This window comes from Streptomyces sp. NPDC017676, from assembly GCF_044329325.1.
Taxonomy (GTDB): Bacteria; Actinomycetota; Actinomycetes; order Streptomycetales; family Streptomycetaceae; genus Streptomyces.
Genome location: NZ_JBIRJA010000028.1, coordinates 15,362 through 34,777 on the forward strand (window position 1 = coordinate 15,362; position 19,416 = coordinate 34,777).

The following is a 19,416-nucleotide window of genomic DNA, read 5'->3' on the forward strand; positions in this document are numbered from 1 at the left end:
CGGGGTCCCGGCTGCCTACGATGATGCTCTCGACACCAGCCCCTAGGAGGCACGCGATGTCCGCTGCATCCGTCGAGCAGCCCTTCGACGCCGACGAGCCGTTCTCCCTCACGGCCATCGCCGACGAGATCATGGAGCGCCATCCGGGCTACCGCGTCGAGATCATCGGAGGCCATCTCCTCGTGACCCCTTCACCGGATGCCCCCCACGCCCGCGCTCTGACCAAGCTCATGCGCCCCTTCATCGCCGCGGGCCTGGACGACGGCGAGACCGAGGTGCTCCAGAGCGTTGCGATCAAGCTCCCTACCGGCGCCGAGGACTACTGCATCCCCGACCTGGTCGTCGTGGACGCCGACATCGACGACCACTTCATCGAGAACAACGCCTACGACCCGGTCTGCTTCCGCCTCGTCCTGGAGGTCACCTCCGGCAACTGGCGGGACGACCTGAAGACCAAGGTCGGCGCGTACGCCGAGGCCAAGGTGCCCGTCTACCTCGTGGTCGACCGCAAGCACCAGCGCCTCCACGTCCTCACGGAGCCCGCCGGGAGCGAGTACGCGAACCACCGTGTCCACGCCCCCGGCGAGACGGTGACGCTGCCCGACTCGATCGGTGCCGAGGTGGCGCTCGACGTGGAGCAGATCATCAAGGCCGGGCAGAAGAAGGCCGACTGATCAGATCCAGGTCAGGCGCCACAGGCGGAACACGCCCGTGCCGTCCGACAGGTACTGGCCGCCGCCCACGTCCTCGGTGCTGACCACGTACTCCTTGCGCTGCCAGAGCGGGATCAGCGGGACGTCCTCGGCCACGTCCGTCTGGATGTCCTTGAAGTCCTTCGCGGCCCGGGTGCGGTCGGCGTACTGCCGGCTGTCCAGGATGAGGTGGTCGACCAGCTTGTTGCTGTACCCGGTGCTCATGGTGGAGCCGGTGCCGACGAGCGGGCCGCCGAAGGTGTCCGGGTCGGGATAGTCGGCGACCCAGCCGACCGCCCAGGCGTCCATCTTCCCGGCGGCCCAGCGCTTCTGGAAGTCGGTCCACTCGTAGCCCTTGACGTCCACCTTGAACAGGCCGCCCGCCTCCAGCTGCTTCTTCAGCTCCGCGGACTCCTCCGCGCCCGCGCCCCTGCCGATGCCGTAGCCGAGGGTGAAGCGGACCGGCAGGCTCACCCCGGCCTCGGTGAGCAGCCGGCGTGCCTTGTCGGTGCTCCGGGTCGGGTAGGAGTCGAAGAACGAGGTGGTGTGCCCGGTGATGCCCGTCGGGATCAGCGAGTACAGCGGGTCGACCGTGCCCTCGTACACGGTCGTGGCGAGCTGCTCACGGTTGACCAGCCAGGCCATCGCCCGGCGCACCCGCACGTCGTGCAGCGGGGAACCCGAGCGGGTGTTGAGGTACAGGTTGCGGGTCTCGGCGCTGTCGGACTCGGTGACCCGCTGCTTGGGATCGCTCGGGTTCAGCTCGGAGAGCACGCCCGGCGGCAGGGTCCGGGTGGCCACGTCGACCTCCCGGCCCTTCCAGGCCCGGTCCAGCTTCGCGGAGTCGGCGTAGTACCGCAGCTCGACCGGGCGGCCGACGCCGCTCAGATAGCCCTTGTAGTGCCCGTTCGGCGCGAGGTCGGCCTTCTGGTCCTTGGCGTACCCCGTCAGCGTGTACGGGCCGGTGCCGTCGACGGCGGTGCCCGTGCGCAGGGCGGCGGCGGGGTACTTGTCCTTGTCCACGATCGAGCCGGCGCCGGTGGCGACCTTCAGCGGGAAGGTGGCGTCCGCGGACGAGAGGTGGAAGGTGACGGTGTGCGCGTCGTCGGCGGTCACCGAGGCGAGCGTGTCGAACAGGGACGCCGGGCCGACGTCGGAGTTGATCTTCTTGACCCGGTCGAAGGAGTACTTCACGTCCTCCGCCGTCATGGCCCGCCCGCTGGGGAAGGTGATCCCGGAGCGCAGGGCGCACCGGTACGTCCTGAGGCCGCTGCCCTCGAACGCGCAGCTCTGCGCCGCGTCCGGGACCGGCTCGACCCCGCCCGGCTCGAACGTCAGCAACGACTGGAACACATTGCTGAACAGCGCCCAGGAACCGGCGTCGTAGGCGCCGGCCGGGTCGAGTGCGGTGACCGCGTCCGTCGTACCGACGGTGATGGTCTTGCTCTTGTCCTCCTGCGACGGCAGCAGCTGCCAGCCGCCGATCCCCACGACCGCCAGCACGAGCAGCGTCACGAGAATCCGCATGCGAACAGATCGCATGGTGGTGCCCTCCCCAGGCCGTCAAGGCCCTACCCCTGGCCCAGCATGAATCAGCCACTCCCCTAAGTGGCGCGGCTCACCTAATCACACCGGTTTCACCGTGGGGAAGGGCTTTCTGACCAGTTGTGAAAGAACTTACCGAGGCGTTGTTTCCGCCGGGTTTCACAACTCCTCCACAGACGTGGGAGCGGTTCCGGCCGAACCGGGGGGGGGGCGGCTCGGCGCGTTCCGCGGCTCATGCGTGCCTGGCGGCCAGCTCGATCACCGTCACGTCCGACGGCGCCCCCACGCGCGTGGGTGGTCCCCAGGCGCCCGCGCCCCTGCTGACGTACAACTGCGTGTCGCCGTAGCGGTCGAGACCGGCGACCGTCGGGTTGGCCGCGGCGGCGAGGAGGCTGCCGGGCCAGAGCTGGCCGCCGTGCGTGTGGCCGGAGAGCTGGAGGTCGACGCCGTGCCGTACGGCCTCGTGGATCTGCACCGGCTGGTGGGCGAGCAGCACGCACGCGCGTGCCGGGTCCCGGTCGCCGAGTGCCCTGGCGAAGTCCGGGCCCTGGCCCTCGCTCCCGCCCTGGACGTCGTTGACGCCGGCCAGGTCGAAGTACGGCAGCTCGGTGCGGGCGTTCTGGAGCGGGTGCAGGCCGAGCTCGCGGACCTCTTCGATCCACTGCTCGACGCCGGAGAAGTACTCGTGGTTGCCCGTGACGAAGTACGCGCCGTGGCGGGCGCTGAGCCCGGCGAGGGGGGCGGCGGCCGGGCCCAGGTCCTTGACGCTGCCGTCGACCAGGTCGCCGACGACCGCGATCAGGTCCGGCTGGGTGGCGTTGACCGTGTCGACGACCCGCTGTGCGAAGCCCCGGCCGAGGACGGGGCCGAGGTGGATGTCGCTGACGACGGCTATGCGGAAGCCGTTCGCCGCTCGCGGGAGTTTGGTCAGCGGGACGGTGACGCGTGTGACCCGGGGGCCGTTGAGGACTCCGTAGGTGCCGTGGCCGACTGTCGCCACGGCGGCGGTGGTGGCCGCGCCGGCGAGGAGGCGGGAGACGACGAGGCGCCGGGTGGGTTCCTGGGCGCGGGGTCTCTGGGCGGGTGTCTGTGCCTGTGCCGGTGCCGCGGTGACCGCCCCAGGGGGCTCCGCCCCCTGGACCCCCGGACCCTGCCCACCCACCACCCGACTCGGTCGGTCGAGAGGCGAAGCCGCGGGGTGCGGGCTCGGTGGGTCGCGAGGTGAAGGCGCGGGGTCCGGGCTCGGGTGGTCGCGAGGTGAAGGCGCGGGGCTGGGGTGGTCGAGGGGGGAGGGCGCGGTGCGTCGGGGCAGGCGGTTCGTCAGCGGGCGTACGGCTTCGGAGGCCAGGACCGCCAGCAGCAGGTACAGCGCCAGGGCCATCCACAGGAAGCCCGGCCAGGCGAGGGTGCGCTGGAGCAGGAACGGGGCGCCCGCGCGTTCGGCGACCAGGGCTCCGATCATCAGGACCGGGCCGGTGACGAACACGGCGGTGCCGGCGCGGCGGGCCGGGCCCGGACCGCGTGTGGTGTCGCGGACCAGACGCCGCCAGACGTACCAGTGCAGGACCGCGACGACGGCCAGGACGGCCAGTGCGACGAGCGCGAAGACGATGACCACCCCGGCCGTTCCCCCGCTATGAGTTCCGGCGCAGTGCGCGCAGACCGCGCAACCCGATGACCCCGATGACCGTCCCCAATACGAAGGAGACGACCGCCAGCAGCAGATGCACCCAGAAGTACGCGGTCGGGTGACCGTCGTCGAAGGCGAGCCCGCTGCTGTCCTTGACCAGGTTCTTGACGAAAGTGACCCAGATGACCCAGGACCACACCCCGAACGCGAGCAGGAACCAGGAGACCGGGCGGCTGAGCTTCATGAGTCCAGTATCGCCGTCCCGTGTCCGGTTCCGTGCCGGGGGTGGGAGGGGGCGCGGGACTTCGCGGTCGGGTCCGGGTACGTTCTCGGTCGTGCCCGCACCGAACACGACCGTCAGGCGATCCCTGCTGGTCACCTCAGCCACCCTGCTGTCCCTGTCCGTCACCGCGCCCGCCGCCCTGGCCGCGCCGACCCCCTCGACGAGCCCGACGGCCACGCCCCCGGCCCAGATGTCCACCGTGGGCGGCGCCCGGCTCGGCATGCCGGGCACGCAGGTCAACCTCGCCCCCGGTGTGCCGGTCCTGCCCAAGGACCTCACCGCCCGTTCCTGGATCGTCTCCGACGCCGAGTCCGGGGAGGTCCTCGCCGCGCACAACGCGCACTGGCGGCTGCCCCCGGCGAGCACGCTGAAGATGCTGTTCGCGGACACCGTGCTGCCCCGGTTCCCCAAGGCCACCCAGCACAAGGTGGCGGCGTCGGACCTCAAGGGCGTGGGCGTCGGCTCCAGCGTGGTCGGGATAGAGGAGGGCGCCACCTACTCCGTCCAGGACCTGTGGCTCGGGGTCTTCCTGCGCTCGGGCAACGACGCCGTGCACGTGCTGTCCCAGATGAACGGCGGCATCAAGCAGACCGTCCAGGACATGCAGGACCACGCCGAGGAACTCCAGGCCCTGGACACGAACGTGGTCTCGCCGGACGGCTACGACGCGCCGGGGCAGGTGTCGTCGGCGTACGACCTGACGCTGTTCGCCCGCTCCGGGCTGCAGAAGAAGGACTTCCGCGACTACTGCTCGACGGTGAGCGCGAAGTTCGGCTCCGCCGAGATCCGGAACACCAACCGGCTGCTGAGCGGCGACACCGACGTCCCCGTCTACCAGGGCATCGCGGGTGTGAAGAACGGCAACACCACGCACGCGGGCGCCACCTTCACCGGGGTCGCCGAACGGAACGGCAAGGTCCTGCTGGTCACGGTGATGAACCCGGAGAAGCACGAGCACAACGAGGTCTACAAGGAGACCGCGAAGCTGTTCGACTGGGGTTTCCAGGCGGTCGGCAAGGTCAACGCGGTGGGCGAGCTGGTGCCGCCGAGGAGCGCCTCCTCGGCGACCCCGCAGCCCGGCCCCGCCACGTCCGCCGCGCAGGACCCGGGGCAGGGGGCGGGGCAGGCGGCCGGGACCGGCGGGCCGGGGGCGAAGCCCGTGGCGAGCGCCACCGCCGGGTCCGGCTCCCGCGGGGCCGGGATCGCCCTGGCCGTCGCGGGCGGGCTGCTGTTGCTGCTCGGGGGCGGGGCGTTCCTGGTCAACCGCCGGTGGCCGCTGCCGGACCTGATGCGCCGTCGGGCGCGTCCCTGAGCACCGCCGTCTCCTTGCTCGGCGTCGCCGTCCAGGAGGCGCAGAACAGAACCAGTTTGGCCGTGAAGTTGATCCACAGCAGCAGGGCCACGGGTACGCCGAACGCGCCGTACATGCTCTTCGCGGCGACCCCCTGGATGTAGCCGCTGAGGAGCAGCTTGAGCAGTTCGAAGCCGATCGCGCCGAGCAGCGCGGCGACGAGCAGTCGGCGGCGCGGCGGCTCGACCCCGGGCAGCAGGGTCAGGACGTAGAGCAGGACGAGGAAGTCGGCGAGCACGGCGACGGCGAACGCGGCGATCCGCAACAGGACGCTGCCCCAACTGTGCTCGTCCAGGCCGATCTGCCGGGAGACCAGACCGACGGCGGCCGAGGCGAGGGTGGACGCGGCGAGGGTGACCAGCAGGGCGCCGCCGAAGCCGAGCAGGATGACGGCGTCCTTGGCCTTGGTGACGACCGGGTTCTCCTCGCGGTCCGGCAGCTCCCACACCGCGCGCAGGCAGTCCCGGACCTGGCCGACCCAGCCGATGCCCGTGAACAGCAGGACCGCGCCCGCGATGACGCCGACCGTGCCCGCGTTCTGCACCAGGGAGGTGAGGTCCAACTGGTCGGCCAGGCCCGGGAACTGGTCGGCGATCCGGTGCTCCACGGTCTTCTGGCTGGCCGGACTGAGCGTGGCGGCGGCGATCGCGGCGGCCACGGTCAGCAGCGGGAACAGCGCCACGAAGCTGACGAACGTCATGGCGGCGGCGAGCCGGGTCCACTTCACCCGGTCCAGCCGCTCGTAGCACCGCCACGCGTGCGTGAGCATCAGCCGGGTGACGATCGGCCCGATGCCGGGAAGCCTCTTCAGCCAGTCCATGATCCGACTGTGCCCGCTGCCCATGGGCGTCAACACCGCGTTTCTCCGGCAGAACGGTCATACATGGGCGATACGGTCGGCTGTCATGAAGGACGCCACCGATCTGCCCCAGTCCCTGCTCGTCCTCGGCGGCACGTCCGAGATCGCGCTGGCCACCGCGCGCCGGCTGATCGCCCGCCGCACCCGCACGGTGTGGCTGGCGGGCCGCCCCTCCCCGGCGCTGGAGGACGCCGCCGGGAGTCTGCGCGCGCTCGGCGCGGACGTGCACACCGTCGCCTTCGACGCGCTCGATCCCGAGTCCCACGAGGCCGTCCTCGGCAAGGTGTTCGCCGACGGGCCCGTCGACATGGTGCTGCTCGCCTTCGGCGTCCTCGGCGACCAGGCGCACGACGAACGGGACCCGGTGCGGGCCGTGCGGGTCGCCCAGACCAACTACACCGGCGCCGTCTCGGCCGGCCTGGTCGCCGGGCGTGCCCTGCAGACCCAGGGCCACGGCTCCCTCGTCGTGCTGTCCTCCGCCGCCGCCGAACGCGCCCGCCGCGCCGACTTCATCTACGGCTCCAGCAAGGCCGGCCTCGACGTCTTCGCCCAGGGCCTCGGCGACGCCCTGCACGGCACCGGCGTCCACGTCATGGTCGTACGCCCCTGGTCCGTCCGGACGGGAAGGGCGGCCGGCGGGATGCGGACACCGCTCGCCAGCACGCCGGAGGCGGTCGCCACGGCCATCGAACTGGGCCTGCGCCGCCGCTCGGAGACGGTGTGGGTCCCGGGCGCGCTCCGCCTGCTGATGACGGCCCTGCGGCACGTGCCCCGCGTGGTGTACCGCCGGCTGATGGCCTAACGGCTGGCGATCGTGCCCCGTTCCACTTCCGCGTGGCCCGGCTGGGGCGGTACCACGTGCCCCCCGAAGGTGTACTCGCGCAGCTTGCGCCAGACGCCGTCGGCGCCCTGCTCGTACAGCGCGAAGCCGGTGCACGGCCACTCGGCCTCGAACTCCGCCAGTTCCTCGAAGGCGCGGTCCATGGCCGCGTCGTCGATGCCGTGGGCCACGGTGACGTGCGGGTGGTAAGGGAACTGCAGCTCGCGCGCCACCGGCCCGGAGGCGTCCCGGATGCGCTGCTGGAGCCAGGCGCACGCGTCGGCGCCCTGGACGACCCGGACGTAGACCACCGGCGACAGGGGGCGGAAGGTGCCGGTGCCGGACAGGCGCATCGGGAACGGCCGGCCGGCGGTGGCGACCTCGGAGAGGTGGGCGTCGACCGCCGGCAGGTCGGCCTCGTCCACCTCGGTCGGCGGCAGCAGCGTGACGTGCGTGGGGATTCCGTGAGCCGCGGCGTCGCCGAAGCCCGCGCGCCGCTCCTGGAGCAGGCTGCCGTGAGGCTCCGGGACCGCGATCGACACGCCGATCGTTACGGTCCCCACGTCGTCTCCTGTCGTCGCGTCTGTCGTCTTGTCGGCCGTCTCGTCCCGGCCGTCGGCTATCGACTGTACGGCCACGGATGTCCTTCGGGCAGGCGCGGCGGAAGTGATGTGCAGCGCTCTGCCCGCGCGGACCCGTGCGGTCGTACGCCTCAGTGCTTGGCCGGGAGGAAGCCCACGCGGTCGTACGCCTGCGCGAGGGTCTCGGCGGCGACGGCACGCGCCTTCTCGGCGCCCTTGGCGAGGACCGCGTCGAGCGACTCGGAGTCGTCCAGGTACTGCTGGGTGCGCTCGCGGAACGGCGTGACGAACTCGACCATGACCTCGGCGAGGTCCGTCTTGAGCGCGCCGTACATCTTGCCCTCGTACTCCTGCTCCAGCTCCGCGACGGTCCTGCCGGTGAGCGTGGAGTAGATGGTGAGGAGGTTGGAGACGCCCGGCTTGCTCTCGACGTCGTAGCGGATCACCGTGTCCGTGTCGGTGACGGCGCTCTTGACCTTCTTGGCCGTGGTCTTCGGCTCGTCCAGGAGGTTGATGAGGCCCTTCGGCGTGGACGCCGACTTGCTCATCTTGATCGTCGGGTCCTGGAGGTCGTAGATCTTCGCCGTCTCCTTGAGGATGTACGGCTTCGGGATCGTGAAGGTGTCGCCGAAGCGGCCGTTGAAGCGCTCGGCGAGGTCGCGGGTCAGCTCGATGTGCTGGCGCTGGTCCTCACCGACGGGCACCTCGTTCGCCTGGTACAGCAGGATGTCCGCGACCTGGAGGATCGGGTACGTGAAGAGGCCGACGGAGGCGCGGTCGGAGCCCTGCTTGGCGGACTTGTCCTTGAACTGGGTCATGCGGCCGGCCTCGCCGAAGCCGGTGAGGCAGTTCATGATCCAGGCGAGCTGGGCGTGCTCGGGGACGTGGCTCTGCACGAAGAGCGTGCAGCGGTCCGGGTCCAGCCCGGCGGCCAGCAGCTGGGCGGCGGCGAGCCGGGTGTTGGCGCGCAGCTCCTTCGGGTCCTGCGGGACCGTGATCGCGTGCAGGTCGACGACCATGTAGAACGCGTCGTGGGACTCCTGGAGGGCCACCCACTGGCGGACGGCGCCGAGGTAGTTGCCGAGGTGGAACGAGCCAGCCGTGGGCTGGATGCCGGAGAGCACGCGAGGTCGGTCAGCCATGCTCTTTATTGTCGCAGAGAGTTTGAGGGGTTCGGTGCGTGGGGAACTGCGGGCCGCCTGTGGTTGCTCGCGCAGTTCCCCGCGCGCCTTTCGCGGGCGCCTCAGCCCAGGTCGACCTCCGGGTACAGCGGGAAGCCCGCCACCAGGTCCGTGGCTCGCTGGGAGATCTCCTGGGCGACCTTCTCGTCCAGGACGTGGGCCGCCTTGGACGGGGCGCCGGACTTGGTGGTGCCCGGTTCGGTGGTGCCGAGGACGCGGTCGATCAGGCCCGCCACCTCGTCCATCTCCGCCGTGCCGAGGCCGCGGGTGGTGAGTGCCGGGGTGCCGATGCGGATGCCGGAGGTGTACCAGGCGCCGTTCGGGTCGGCCGGGATGGCGTTGCGGTTGGTGACGATGCCGGAGTCGAGCAGGGCGGCCTCGGCCTGGCGGCCGGTGAGGCCGTAGGAGGTGGCGACGTCGATCAGGCAGAGGTGGTTGTCGGTGCCGCCGGTGACGAGGGTGGCGCCACGGCGCATCAGGCCCTCGGCCAGGGCCCGGGAGTTGTCCACGATGCGCTGGGCGTAGTCCTGGAAGGCGGGCTGCCGGGCCTCGGCCAGGGCGACGGCCTTGGCGGCCATGACGTGCGGCAGCGGGCCGCCGAGCACCATCGGGCAGCCGCGGTCCACCTGGTCCTTGAGGGAGTCGTCGCACAGCACCATGCCGCCGCGCGGGCCGCGCAGCGACTTGTGGGTGGTCGTGGTGACGATTTGGGCGTGCGGGACCGGGTCGAAGTCGCCGGTGAGGACCTTGCCCGCGACCAGGCCGGCGAAGTGCGCCATGTCGACCATGAGGGTGGCGCCGACCTCGTCGGCGATCTCCCGCATGATCCGGAAGTTCACCAGCCGGGGGTACGCGGAGTAGCCGGCGACGATGATCAGCGGCTTGAACTCGCGGGCCTGGGCGCGCAGGGCCTCGTAGTCGATCAGACCGGTGGCCGGGTCGGTGCCGTAGGAGCGCTGGTCGAACATCTTGCCGGAGATGTTCGGGCGGAAGCCGTGGGTGAGGTGGCCGCCGGCGTCCAGGGACATGCCGAGCATGCGCTGGTTGCCGAAGGCCTGGCGGAGCTCGGCCCAGTCGGCCTCGGTCAGGTCGTTGACCTGGCGGGCGCCGGTCTTCTCCAGGAAGGGCGCCTCGACGCGGTCGGCGAGGACGGCCCAGAAGGCGACGAGGTTGGCGTCGATGCCGGAGTGCGGCTGGACGTAGGCGTGGCGGGCGCCGAAGAGCTCGCGGGCGTGCTCGGCGGCGAGGGACTCGACGGTGTCGACGTTGCGGCAGCCGGCGTAGAACCGGCGGCCGACGGTGCCCTCGGCGTACTTGTCGCTGAACCAGTTGCCCATCGCCAGCAGGGTCGCCGGGGAGGCGTAGTTCTCCGAGGCGATCAGCTTGAGCATCTCGCGCTGGTCGGTGACCTCCTGGCCGATGGCGTCGGCGACGCGCGGCTCGACGGCGCGGATCACGTCGAGGGCGGCACGGAAGGCGGTCGACTCGGTGGAGAGGGAGGCGGAATTCTCGGGCATCGGGGGACCTCCGGACGGTGTGCGTACAGCGTTCACGTTCGGCCCAGGCGCACGGCACTCTTCCCGCTCGGGCCGCTCCCTGATGGTCCGTCCCATCCCAGCGCGCCAGTCACGGCCCGCTCGTCAGCCTACCGGGCGCGCCGCGCGCGGCAGGTCCCGCGTCCACCATGCGAGCGAGGATAAGAAGGAGGTCACCGTCGAGTCCGCGTCGTCTCCGGGAGAGGCCGTGACCGCTGAAGAAGACCTGATCGCCGGCGCCGAGGCGCACTGCGCGCCCACCTACGACCCGCTGCCGGTGGTGATCGCCACGGGTTCGGGGGCGTGGCTGACGGACGTGGCGGGGCGGCGCCATCTGGACCTGCTGGCCGGTTACTCGGCGCTGAACTTCGGGCACGGCAACCGGCGGCTGACCGAGGCGGCCCGGCGGCAGCTCGACCGGGTGACACTGACCTCCCGCGCCGTCCACCACGACCGGTTCGCCGCGTTCTGCACCGAGCTCGCCGAGCTGTGCGGGATGGAGATGGTGCTGCCCGTGAACACGGGCGCGGAGGCGGTGGAGAGCGCGGTGAAGACGGCCCGCAAGTGGGGGTACCGGGTGAAGGGGGTGCCCGGGGAGATGGCGAAGGTCGTCGTGGCGGGCGGCAACTTCCACGGTCGTACGACGACGCTCATCAGCTTCTCCACCGATCCGGAGGCCCGTGCGGACTTCGGCCCGTACACCCCGGGCTTCGAGATCGTGCCGTACGGGGACCTGACCGCGATGCGCTCGGCGCTGACGGAGAACACGGTGGCGGTGCTGCTGGAGCCGATCCAGGGCGAGTCGGGGGTGATCGTGCCGCCGGCCGGTTATCTGGCCGGGGTGCGGGAGCTGACCCGCGAGCGGAACGTCCTCTTCGTCGCCGACGAGATCCAGTCGGGCCTGGGGCGCACCGGGCGGACCTTCGCGTGCGAGCACGAGGGGGTGGTGCCGGACGTGTACGTGCTGGGCAAGGCGCTGGGCGGCGGCATCCTGCCGGTGTCGGCCGTGGTGTCGAGCGCGGCGGTGCTCGGGGTGTACCGGCCGGGCGAGCACGGGTCGACGTTCGGCGGCAATCCGCTGGCCTGCGCGGTGGCGCTGGAGGTGATCGCGATGCTGCGGACCGGTGAGTACCAGGAGCGGGCGGCGCGGCTGGGCGAGCGGCTGCACGGACGGCTGGGCGAGCTGCTCGGCACGGGCCGGGTGACGGCCGTGCGGGGACGGGGGCTGTGGGCCGGGGTGGACGTGTCGCCGGCGGTGGGCACCGGGCGGGAGGTCTCCGAGCGGCTGCTGGCCCGTGGGGTCCTGGTCAAGGACGCCCACGGGCCGACCATCCGGATCGCGCCGCCGCTGGTGATCGGCGAGGAGGACCTGGACTGGGGGCTGGAGCAGCTCCGGGCGGTGCTGGCCGGGGCCTGACCAGGGACGGGGCGCGGTCAGTGGAGGGGGAAGTCGGCGCCGTGCTCGTCGGCCGGCCGGGGTCCGAAGATGCGCCGGTCGGACTCCTCGATGGCCACGTCGTTGATGCTGGCCTCGCGGCGGAGCATCAGGCCGTGCTCGTCGAACTCCCACAGCTCGTTGCCGTAGGAGCGCCACCACTGGCCGTCGGCGTCGCGGCACTCGTACTGGAAGCGGACGGCGATGCGGTTCTCGTGGAAGCTCCACAGGCCCTTCCGCAGGGCGTAGTCCCGCTCGCGCTCCCACTTCTCGGTCAGGAAGGCGACGATCTCCTCGCGACCGGTGACGAACCGGTCCCGGTTGCGCCAGACGGAGTCCGGGGTGTAGGCGAGGGCGACCCGGTGGGGGTCGCGGGTGTTCCAGGCGTCCTCGGCCGCCTGCACCTTCCGGCGGGCGGTCTCCAGGGTGAACGGCGGGTACGGCGGGCGGTCTTCGGGCACGGCGACCTCCTCGGGTCGGGATCGAGATCGGAACGACGTGGAGAACGATCGTTCTCGACCGATGGGACTAAGGTAGAGAACGACCGTTCTCGACGTCAAGGAGACCCGATGCCCGCCGCCGTCACCGAGGAACAGAACCACCTGGACCGCGAAGCGCTCCTGGACGCGGCGGAGACGCTCTTCTACGCGCACGGCATCCAGGCGGTCGGCATGGACCGGGTCCGCGAGACCTCCGGCCTCCCCCTGAAGCGGATATACCGGCTCTTCGCGACCAAGGAGGACCTGGTCGTCGCCATGCTCAGGCGCCGCGACCGGCGCTGGCGCGCGCGTCTGGCCGCCCACGTGGAGGGCGTCCGGGACCCCCGCGCACGGGTGCTCGCCGTCTTCGACTGGCTCGCCGCGTGGTTCGCGGAACCCGGCTTCCGCGGCTGCGCCTGGATCAACGCCCACGGCGAACTCGGCTCGTCGTCCGAGCCGGTCCTGGCGGAGGTCCGCGCCCACAAGCGCGCCTTCCACGACCAGCTCGCGGCCTGGGTCCGCGCCACCGGCGCACCGGTGGCCGAACCGGTGTTCCTGCTGGCCGAGGGAGCCATCGTCACCGCGGGCATCACCGGCGACCCGGCCCCGGCGCGGCACGCCCGGGCGGCGGTGGAGACGCTGCTCGGGGGTGCCGCGGTGACCGCCGGCCAGAGGATCACGTGGGGCGGCTAGAGGATCACGTGGGGCAGGAAGCGGGCGTACTCGTCGGTGATCAGGCCGGTGGACTCGCGGATGCCGAGGCCCGCGGGTTCGTCCTGGACCACCCAGGCGCCCAGGACCACGTGGTTGCCGTCGAAGGCCGGCAGGGGCGCCAACTGCTGGTAGCAGCAGGTGTCTTCGCGGAGGACGGGCGGGGCGCCGGACTCGTGGACGGTGACGCCCTCGCCCTCACGGCCGAGGAGGGGCTTGGCCACGTAACCGGTCGTGCCGGCCAGCTCCCGGGGGCCGTCCAGGTAGGCGGGGAGGAGGTTCGGGTGGCCGGGGTACAGCTCCCAGAGGATCGCCAGGAGGGCCTTGTTGCTCAGGAGCATCTTCCAGGCCGGTTCGATCCACAGGGTGCTGCCGGTGCCGCCGCCGTTGTCCAGGGTGTCCAGGACGTGTCCGCCGAAGGCGTCGGTGGTGAGCCACTCCCAGGGGTAGAGCTTGAAGATGCCCCGGATGAAGCGGAGTCGGTTGTCGACGAAGCGGCCGGAGAGGCTGTCCCAGCCGATCTCCTCCATGGCCAGCCAGTCGGTGGTGAGGCCGGCCTGCTCGGCGGTCTCCTTCAGGTAGGCGACCGTCATCAGGTCCTCGCCGAGTTCGTCGGCCGAGGAGTGCGCGAAGTGCAGCGGGCTGCCCGGAGGCAGCAGCGCGGACTGGGCGCGCCAGGCTTCGACCAGGCGTTCGTGCAGGGAGTTCCACTGGTCCGCGCCGGGGAAACGGTCCTCCATCCAGAACCACTGCGGGGAGGCGGCCTCCACCAGCGAGGTCGGGGTGTCGGCGTTGTACTCCAGCAGCTTCGCCGGTCCCGTGCCGTCGTAGCGCAGGTCGAAACGGCCGTAGACGGACGGGAGTTCGGCTCGGCGGTGCCAGGCCTCGGTGACCGCGGCGGCCACCCGCGGGTCCGTGATGCCGAGGTCCGCGAGGCGGTTCTCGGACACGATGTGCCCGGCGGCGGCCAGGCACATGCGGTGGAGTTCCCCGACGGTCTCCTCCAGCGTCTCCACCTCGTCCAGGGTGAAGACGTAGTAGGCGCTCTCGTCCCAGTAGGGGCGCAGCGAGCCGTCGGGGTGGCGGGTGAGCGGGTAGACCAGGCCCTGCGCCTCCACGGTCTGCTGCCAGCCGGGGCGGGGGGTGGTGGTACGGCGTTCCATGTGCGTGTTCCGGTCAGCCGCCGGAGCTGCCCTTGCCGCCGCCGAAGCCGCCGCGGTGGACTCCGCCGCTTCCGCTGTGGTGGTCGTCGTCATCGTCGGACGAGCCGCTGCCCGAGCCCTTGCCGGGCTTGGTGAAGGAGCCGCCGTCGACCCAGCCGTTCTTCTCGTCGCCCTCGTAGTACCAGGCGGCGTCGGTCTTCTTCCTGACGGTCGTCTTCCTGCCCGACGTCTTCCCGGACGCGCCGGTGGTCTTGCAGTTCTTGTCCGAGACGACCTTGTACCCCTTGGCGAGGTTGTAGCTGTCCCGGTCCACGCAGCGCTTGTCCGGCTCGGACGAGCAGGCGGTGAGCGCGGTGGCCAGCAGGCCCACGCCCCCCAGGACGACCGTGCCGGAGCGGAGTGGTCGGCGTGTGCGGTCCATGGTGGTGTCTCCCCCGTCGGATTCGTGTGCCGTGTTCGGCGGCCAGCCTAGAGATCGGTGTGAGTATTCCCCCCGGCGGGTCCTTCATCTGCCGCTCCCCTAGAGTCACTTCGTGCTGTTTGGAATGGTGTGCGCCCTTGGTGCGGCGGTCTGCTTCGGTACGGCGACGGTGTTGCAGGCGGTGGCCGCGCGGGCGGCGGGCGCCGAGGGGGGTGGCGGCGGGGACGCGGCGCTGCTGCTGCGGGCGCTGCGGCAGTGGCGGTACCTCGCCGGTCTCGCGCTGGACGGGCTGGGCTTCCTGCTCCAGATCGCGGCCCTGCGCTCGGTGCCGATCTACGCGGTGGGCGCGGCGCTGGCGGCCAGCCTCGCGGTGACGGCGGTGGTGGCGGCGCGACTGCTGCGGGTCCGGCTGAGCGGGGTGGAGTGGGCCGCCGTCGGGGTGGTGTGCGCGGGGCTCGCCATGCTGGGGCTGGCCTCGGGCACCGAGGGCGACCGGGACGGGCCGGACTGGCTGCGGTACGCGATGGTCGCGGCGGCGGTGGGCGTGCTGCTCCTCGGCGGGGTCGGCGGGCGCCTGTCCGGCCGGACCCGGGCGCTGCTGCTGGGGCTCGGCGCCGGGTTCGGGTTCGGGGTGGTGGAGGTCGCGGTACGGCTGATCGACTCGCTGCGGGTGGGGGGCCTGCTGGGCAACCCCGCCGCCTATGCGCTGCTGCTCGGTGGCGGCGCCGCGTTCCTGCTGCTCACCTCGGCCCTCCAGCGGGGCTCGGTGACGACCGCGACGGCCGGGATGGTGCTCGGTGAGACGATCGGACCGGCCGCGGTGGGGGTGGTCTGGCTCGGGGACCGTACCCGGGAGGGGCTGGGGTGGCTCGCGGCGCTGGGGTTCGCGGTGGCCGTGGCGGGGGCGCTGGCGCTGGCGCGGTTCGGGGAGGCGCCGACGGACTAGGTGCGGTGCGCCTCACGGGGGCGGGGGTCCGGTCCGTCCGGCGGGTGCGGCGCGCACGTGGCTGAGCGCGCAGTTCCCCGCGCCCCTGTTTCGCCCGGCCCCCTCACGGCAGCACCCGGCACAACGCCTCCAGCGCACCCGCCCACGCGCTGTCCGGTGGTGTGCCGTAGCCGACGACCAGGGCGTCCAGGGGCTCGGTGACGGCCTGGGGGTGGCGGTGGTAGGAGAGGCCGTGCAGGGCCAGGCCCTGCCATGCCGCCGCCTGGACCACCGACGACTCCGTGCCGGGCGGCAGCCGCAGGACCGCGTGCAGGCCGGCCGCGATCCCCGTGACCTTCACCTCCGGTGCCCGCTCGGTGACGGCGGTGGCGAGGGCGTCGCGGCGGCGCCGGTAGCGCAGCCGGGAGGAGCGGACGTGGCGGTCGTACGCGCCGGAGGTGAGGAACTCCGCGAGGGTGAGCTGTTCCAGCACGCCGACGGTGTCGGCCTGGCCCTTGGCCGAGGCCGCCTCCGCCGCCAGGGCCGGCGGGAGCACCATCCAGCCCAGCCGCAGACCGGGCGCGAGCGACTTGCTGGCCGTGCCGAGGTAGACGACCCGGTCGGGGGCGAGGCCCTGCAACGCGCCGACGGGCTGGCGGTCGTAGCGGAACTCGCCGTCGTAGTCGTCCTCCAGGACCAGCCCGCCGGTGCGCCGGGCCCAGGCGACGACGGCGGCCCGCCGGTCGGGATGCAGGGCGGTGCCCATGGGGAACTGGTGCGCCGGGGTCAGCAGCACCGCGCCGGCGGTCTCCGGCACGACGGGGTCGGTGCCCTGGGCGTCGTACGGCAGCGCGGGCGTGGCCATGCCCGCGCTGTGCAGCAGGGCCCAGTGGACGTCGAGGCCGTACGACTCCACGGCCACCGTCCGCACCCCGCGGGCCCGCAGCACCTTGCCGAGGACGGTCAGGGCGTGCGAGAAGCCCGCGGTGATCAGGATCGCGTCGGGGTCGGTGCGCACGCCGCGGGCCCGGGCGAGGTAGCCGGCGAGGGCGGCGCGCAGTTCGGGGCGCCCGCGCGGGTCGCCGTAGCCGAGGGCGTGGAAGGGGGCCGTGGCCAGGGCCCGGCGGGTGGCCTTCAGCCACTCGGTGCGCGGGAAGGCGGCGAGGTCGGGGGTGCCGGGGACGAGGTCGTGGAGCGGGCGGGCGGGGGCGCGGTGCGAGGTCGCCGGGGTGGTGCCGGGGGGTGTGCCGAGGGCGGATCGGGTGCGGGTGCGGGAGGGCGCGCCGGTGCCGGGCGTACCGGGTGCCACGCGGGTGCCGGAGCCCTGGCGGGCCGTGAGCCAGCCCTCGGCGACCAGGTCGGCGTAGGCCTCGGCGACGGTGTTGCGGGCGATGCCGAGGTCGGCGGCGAGGGAGCGGGAGGACGGCAGCCGGGTGCCGGGGGCGAGCCGGCCGGAGCGGACCGCGTCCCGCAGGGCGTCGGTCAGGCCCCGGCGCAGGCCGCCCGACCCGCTCGGTTCGAGGTGCAGGTCGACGCCCAGAGTGGCCCACGATTTCGCCATGGAAATGGACCATACTCCTGGGCTGCCCGGCTCCTAGGGTCGAGGCATGACCACTGCACAGGAAACCGTCGAATACGCCGCCGAAGAAGCCCCGCGCCTGCCCTGGACCGAGCACGCCCCGGACGTCTACAAGGCCATGGTCCGTCTGGACAGCGTCGCCAAGCGGGGCCTGGACCCCAAGCTGTACGAGCTGGTGAAGATCCGCGCCTCGCAGCTCAACCACTGCGCGTTCTGCCTCGACATGCACACCAAGGACGCCCTCGCCGCCGGTGAGAGCGTCGAGCGGGTCGTGCAGCTCAGCGCCTGGCAGGAGTCCCGGCACTTCTACACCGAGAAGGAGCTGGCCGCGATCGAGCTGACCGAGGCGGTCACCGTCCTGACGGACGGCTTCGTGCCGGAGGAGGTGTACGAGCGGGCCGCGAAGCACTTCGAGGAGGCCGAGCTGACCCAGCTCGTCGCCGCGATCACGGTGATCAACGCCTGGAACCGGTTCGGCGTGACCTTCCGGATGACGCCGGGCCACTACCAGCCCGGTCAGCACGGGTGAGCCGTAGCCCGGCGCCGGACAAGGCCGAGCGGTTCCGCGCGCTCCACCAGGGGCGCGCCCCGGGGGACCCGCTGGTGCTGCCCGGGCCGTGGGACGCGGCGAGCGCGCGGGTGCTGGAGGCCGCCGGGTTCCCGGCGCTGGCCACACCGAGCGCCGGGATCGCCGCCTCCCTCGGGTACGCGGACGGGACCACGCCGGCCGACGAGATGTTCGCGGCGGTCACGCGGATCACGCGGGCCGTGGAGGTGCCGGTGTCGGCGGACGTCGAGGGAGGGTACGGGCTCGGCGCGGAGGAACTGGTCGAGCGGCTGCTGGAGGCGGGGGCGGTCGGCTGCAACCTGGAGGACTCCGACCAGGGCGGGCTCAAGGACCCGCACGAACACGCCCGGTTCCTCGCCGAGGTCCGGGAAGCGGCCGCCGGCCGGCTGTTCGTCAACGCCCGCGTGGACACCTTCGTCCGCGGCGACGGCGATCCCGGACAGGCCGTCGAGCGGGCCGCCCTGTACGTGGCGGCAGGCGCGGACTGCGTGTATCCGATCCTCGCCCCCGTGGACGTGCTGCCCCTGCTGCGGGCCGGGATCCAGGGCCCGCTGAACGTGCTGGCCGGGCTGGACGGGGACGGCCCCGCGCCCGCCGTTCTCGGCGGACTCGGGGCCACCCGGGTCACCTTCGGGCCGGCCCTCCAGCGGCGGGCCGGGGCCGCGCTGCGGGAGACCGCCGGCGGTCTGCCGGCCTGACGCCGGTCAGGACAGCCACTTCTTCCACACGGCGGGGTGGCTGTCCACCCACCTCTTCGCCGCCTCCTGCGGGTCCAGCTTCTGTTCGGCGATCATCAGCGAGACCTCGTTCTGGTCCTCCGTGGTCCACCGGAACTTCTTCAGGAAGGCCGCGGCCTTCCCGCCGGACTTCGCGAAGCCGGCGTTGAGGTACTTCTGGAGCGGGGTGTGCGGGTAGGAGCAGGCCACCTTGGCCGCGTCCGCGTCACAGCCCTCCTTGTACGGCGGCAGCTTCACCTCCGTCATCGGCACCTTCTCGAACAGCCACTGGGGCGAGTACCAGTAGGTCAGGAAGGGCTTCTTCTCCTTGGCGAACTGCTTCATCTGGGTGATCTGGGCCGCCTCGGAACCGGCGAAGACCACCTGGTAGTCCAGCTTCAGGTTCTTCACCAGCGCCTTGTCGTTGGTGACGTAGGACGGGGAGCCGTCCATGAGCTGGCCCTTGCCGCCGCTCTCCGGGGTGCGGAAGAGCGAGGCGTACTTGTTCAGGTTCCGCCAGTCGGTGATGTCGGGGTGCTCCTTGGCGAGGTACGTCGGCACGAACCAGCCGATGTGCCCGGTCACCCCGAGGTCGCCGCCGCGCGCGATCGTCTTCTTGTCCTGGACGTACCGCTTCTCCTGGTCCGGGTGGCCCCAGTCCTCCAGGAGGGCGTCGACCCGGCCCTGGCTGAGCGCGTCCCACGCGGGCACCTCGTCGACCTGGACGGTGTCCACGCGGTAGCCGAGCTTGTGCTCCAGGATGTACTGGGCGACGGCCACGTTGGACTGCGCGCCCACCCAGGACTGCACGGACAGGGTGACCGACTTCGCGCCCCCGGCGTTCGCGAAGGGCGAGGCCTGCCTGGTCATGTCGGCGGCGCCGCAGCCGGTCGCGGTCAGCAGCACCAGCGAGCCCACCAGGGCGGTCGTGCGACGTCGCAT

20 protein-coding genes are annotated in these 19,416 nt (G+C 72.2%); 8 read left to right on the top strand and 12 right to left on the bottom strand.

The genetic code is table 11. From position 1 onward, the window contains the following. The first annotated feature begins 56 nt into the window (after positions 1–56). Positions 57–674: a Uma2 family endonuclease gene (locus ACH4LD_RS39425; RefSeq protein WP_398059131.1), complete on the top strand. Its 618-nt coding sequence runs from the start codon at positions 57–59 to the stop codon at positions 672–674. Here the strand turns inward: ACH4LD_RS39425 and ACH4LD_RS39430 are convergent, their stop codons facing one another. From ACH4LD_RS39430 to ACH4LD_RS39440, 3 genes are all read right to left on the bottom strand, one after another. Next, complete coding sequence (locus tag ACH4LD_RS39430) at positions 675–2,219, bottom strand: ABC transporter substrate-binding protein (protein ID WP_398059132.1); 1,545 nt, start codon at positions 2,217–2,219, stop codon at positions 675–677. It lies immediately after the preceding gene. 250 nt (positions 2,220–2,469) lie between these two features. After that, a complete protein-coding gene (locus tag ACH4LD_RS39435) occupies positions 2,470–3,855 on the bottom strand; it encodes a metallophosphoesterase (protein ID WP_398059134.1) in 1,386 nt (461 codons plus the stop codon). 16 nt (positions 3,856–3,871) lie between these two features. Further along, on the bottom strand, positions 3,872–4,111 hold the full coding sequence (locus ACH4LD_RS39440) for an SCO4848 family membrane protein (protein ID WP_030641438.1): 240 nt from the start codon (positions 4,109–4,111) through the stop codon (positions 3,872–3,874). 91 nt (positions 4,112–4,202) lie between these two features. Here ACH4LD_RS39440 and ACH4LD_RS39445 point away from each other — a divergent pair, with 91 nt between their 5' ends. After that, positions 4,203–5,462 carry a D-alanyl-D-alanine carboxypeptidase family protein gene (locus tag ACH4LD_RS39445; protein WP_398059135.1) on the top strand — a complete coding sequence of 420 codons (1,260 nt, stop codon included), beginning with the start codon at positions 4,203–4,205 and terminating at the stop codon, positions 5,460–5,462. Here the strand turns inward: ACH4LD_RS39445 and ACH4LD_RS39450 are convergent. Then, the gene (locus ACH4LD_RS39450) at positions 5,410–6,321 is read right to left on the bottom strand and encodes a YihY/virulence factor BrkB family protein (RefSeq protein ID WP_132786745.1); all 912 of its coding nucleotides are present in this window, start codon (positions 6,319–6,321) and stop codon (positions 5,410–5,412) included. The genes ACH4LD_RS39445 and ACH4LD_RS39450 overlap by 53 nt on opposite strands. 85 nt (positions 6,322–6,406) lie before the next feature. Between ACH4LD_RS39450 and ACH4LD_RS39455 the strand changes: the two genes are divergently transcribed. Continuing rightward, complete coding sequence (locus ACH4LD_RS39455; protein WP_398059136.1) at positions 6,407–7,162, top strand: decaprenylphospho-beta-D-erythro-pentofuranosid-2-ulose 2-reductase; 756 nt, start codon at positions 6,407–6,409, stop codon at positions 7,160–7,162. On the opposite strand, the gene ACH4LD_RS39460 is transcribed toward ACH4LD_RS39455, so the two are convergent. From ACH4LD_RS39460 to ACH4LD_RS39470, 3 genes are all read right to left on the bottom strand, one after another. Further along, positions 7,159–7,743: a 2'-5' RNA ligase family protein gene (locus tag ACH4LD_RS39460; protein ID WP_398059171.1), complete on the bottom strand. Its 585-nt coding sequence runs from the start codon at positions 7,741–7,743 to the stop codon at positions 7,159–7,161. The two genes, ACH4LD_RS39455 and ACH4LD_RS39460, sit on opposite strands and share 4 nt — an antisense overlap. Positions 7,744–7,892: 149 nt before the next feature. After that, a complete protein-coding gene (trpS, locus tag ACH4LD_RS39465; protein WP_398059137.1) occupies positions 7,893–8,903 on the bottom strand; it encodes a tryptophan--tRNA ligase in 1,011 nt (336 codons plus the stop codon). 101 nt (positions 8,904–9,004) lie between these two features. Further along, positions 9,005–10,459 carry a glycine hydroxymethyltransferase gene (locus ACH4LD_RS39470; RefSeq protein ID WP_398059138.1) on the bottom strand — a complete coding sequence of 485 codons (1,455 nt, stop codon included), beginning with the start codon at positions 10,457–10,459 and terminating at the stop codon, positions 9,005–9,007. Between the two features lie 226 nt (positions 10,460–10,685). On the opposite strand from ACH4LD_RS39470, the gene rocD reads away from it, so the two are divergent. Continuing rightward, complete coding sequence (gene rocD, locus ACH4LD_RS39475; RefSeq protein WP_398059139.1) at positions 10,686–11,894, top strand: ornithine--oxo-acid transaminase; 1,209 nt, start codon at positions 10,686–10,688, stop codon at positions 11,892–11,894. Between the two features lie 17 nt (positions 11,895–11,911). Here rocD and ACH4LD_RS39480 read toward each other — a convergent pair whose 3' ends face one another. Continuing rightward, positions 11,912–12,373: a nuclear transport factor 2 family protein gene (locus ACH4LD_RS39480; protein ID WP_189817759.1), complete on the bottom strand. Its 462-nt coding sequence runs from the start codon at positions 12,371–12,373 to the stop codon at positions 11,912–11,914. 108 nt (positions 12,374–12,481) lie between these two features. On the opposite strand from ACH4LD_RS39480, the gene ACH4LD_RS39485 reads away from it, so the two are divergent. Then, entirely contained in the window at positions 12,482–13,084 is a 603-nt protein-coding gene (locus tag ACH4LD_RS39485) for a TetR/AcrR family transcriptional regulator (RefSeq protein ID WP_398059140.1), read from the top strand. On the opposite strand, the gene ACH4LD_RS39490 is transcribed toward ACH4LD_RS39485, so the two are convergent. Together ACH4LD_RS39490 and ACH4LD_RS39495 are read right to left on the bottom strand one after the other, a co-directional pair. Further along, positions 13,081–14,265 carry a glutathionylspermidine synthase family protein gene (locus tag ACH4LD_RS39490; protein WP_398059141.1) on the bottom strand — a complete coding sequence of 395 codons (1,185 nt, stop codon included), beginning with the start codon at positions 14,263–14,265 and terminating at the stop codon, positions 13,081–13,083. The genes ACH4LD_RS39485 and ACH4LD_RS39490 overlap by 4 nt on opposite strands. 13 nt (positions 14,266–14,278) lie before the next feature. Continuing rightward, positions 14,279–14,686, bottom strand: a complete 408-nt coding sequence (locus tag ACH4LD_RS39495) for a hypothetical protein (RefSeq protein ID WP_398059142.1) — start codon at positions 14,684–14,686, stop codon at positions 14,279–14,281. Between the two features lie 124 nt (positions 14,687–14,810). On the opposite strand from ACH4LD_RS39495, the gene ACH4LD_RS39500 reads away from it, so the two are divergent. Continuing rightward, entirely contained in the window at positions 14,811–15,632 is an 822-nt protein-coding gene (locus ACH4LD_RS39500) for a hypothetical protein (RefSeq protein ID WP_398059172.1), read from the top strand. A 103-nt stretch (positions 15,633–15,735) separates the two neighbouring features. On the opposite strand, the gene ACH4LD_RS39505 is transcribed toward ACH4LD_RS39500, so the two are convergent. After that, positions 15,736–17,172 (bottom strand): PLP-dependent aminotransferase family protein, encoded by a 1,437-nt coding sequence (locus ACH4LD_RS39505; RefSeq protein WP_398059143.1) that lies wholly within the window; start codon positions 17,170–17,172, stop codon positions 15,736–15,738. A gap of 46 nt (positions 17,173–17,218) precedes the next feature. Between ACH4LD_RS39505 and ACH4LD_RS39510 the strand changes: the two genes are divergently transcribed. Continuing rightward, a complete protein-coding gene (locus tag ACH4LD_RS39510) occupies positions 17,219–17,719 on the top strand; it encodes a carboxymuconolactone decarboxylase family protein (protein ID WP_398059144.1) in 501 nt (166 codons plus the stop codon). Next, positions 17,716–18,456: an isocitrate lyase/phosphoenolpyruvate mutase family protein gene (locus tag ACH4LD_RS39515; RefSeq protein ID WP_398059145.1), complete on the top strand. Its 741-nt coding sequence runs from the start codon at positions 17,716–17,718 to the stop codon at positions 18,454–18,456. The genes ACH4LD_RS39510 and ACH4LD_RS39515 overlap by 4 nt, the downstream gene beginning before the upstream one ends. A gap of 6 nt (positions 18,457–18,462) precedes the next feature. Here the strand turns inward: ACH4LD_RS39515 and ACH4LD_RS39520 are convergent, their stop codons facing one another. Further along, positions 18,463–19,416, bottom strand: a complete 954-nt coding sequence (locus ACH4LD_RS39520; RefSeq protein WP_398059146.1) for an ABC transporter substrate-binding protein — start codon at positions 19,414–19,416, stop codon at positions 18,463–18,465.

Coding starts and splice junctions, on each gene's coding strand:
- ACH4LD_RS39425 (WP_398059131.1), top strand. CDS start 57: ATGTCCGCTGCATCCGTCGAGCAGCCCTTCGACGCCGACGAGCCGTTC.
- ACH4LD_RS39430 (WP_398059132.1), bottom strand. CDS start 2,219: ATGCGGATTCTCGTGACGCTGCTCGTGCTGGCGGTCGTGGGGATCGGC.
- ACH4LD_RS39440 (WP_030641438.1), bottom strand. CDS start 4,111: ATGAAGCTCAGCCGCCCGGTCTCCTGGTTCCTGCTCGCGTTCGGGGTG.
- ACH4LD_RS39450 (WP_132786745.1), bottom strand. CDS start 6,321: ATGGACTGGCTGAAGAGGCTTCCCGGCATCGGGCCGATCGTCACCCGG.
- ACH4LD_RS39455 (WP_398059136.1), top strand. CDS start 6,407: ATGAAGGACGCCACCGATCTGCCCCAGTCCCTGCTCGTCCTCGGCGGC.
- trpS (WP_398059137.1), bottom strand. CDS start 8,903: ATGGCTGACCGACCTCGCGTGCTCTCCGGCATCCAGCCCACGGCTGGC.
- ACH4LD_RS39470 (WP_398059138.1), bottom strand. CDS start 10,459: ATGCCCGAGAATTCCGCCTCCCTCTCCACCGAGTCGACCGCCTTCCGT.
- ACH4LD_RS39485 (WP_398059140.1), top strand. CDS start 12,482: ATGCCCGCCGCCGTCACCGAGGAACAGAACCACCTGGACCGCGAAGCG.
- ACH4LD_RS39490 (WP_398059141.1), bottom strand. CDS start 14,265: ATGGAACGCCGTACCACCACCCCCCGCCCCGGCTGGCAGCAGACCGTG.
- ACH4LD_RS39495 (WP_398059142.1), bottom strand. CDS start 14,686: ATGGACCGCACACGCCGACCACTCCGCTCCGGCACGGTCGTCCTGGGG.
- ACH4LD_RS39500 (WP_398059172.1), top strand. CDS start 14,811: ATGGTGTGCGCCCTTGGTGCGGCGGTCTGCTTCGGTACGGCGACGGTG.
- ACH4LD_RS39505 (WP_398059143.1), bottom strand. CDS start 17,172: ATGGCGAAATCGTGGGCCACTCTGGGCGTCGACCTGCACCTCGAACCG.
- ACH4LD_RS39510 (WP_398059144.1), top strand. CDS start 17,219: ATGACCACTGCACAGGAAACCGTCGAATACGCCGCCGAAGAAGCCCCG.
- ACH4LD_RS39520 (WP_398059146.1), bottom strand. CDS start 19,416: ATGCGACGTCGCACGACCGCCCTGGTGGGCTCGCTGGTGCTGCTGACC.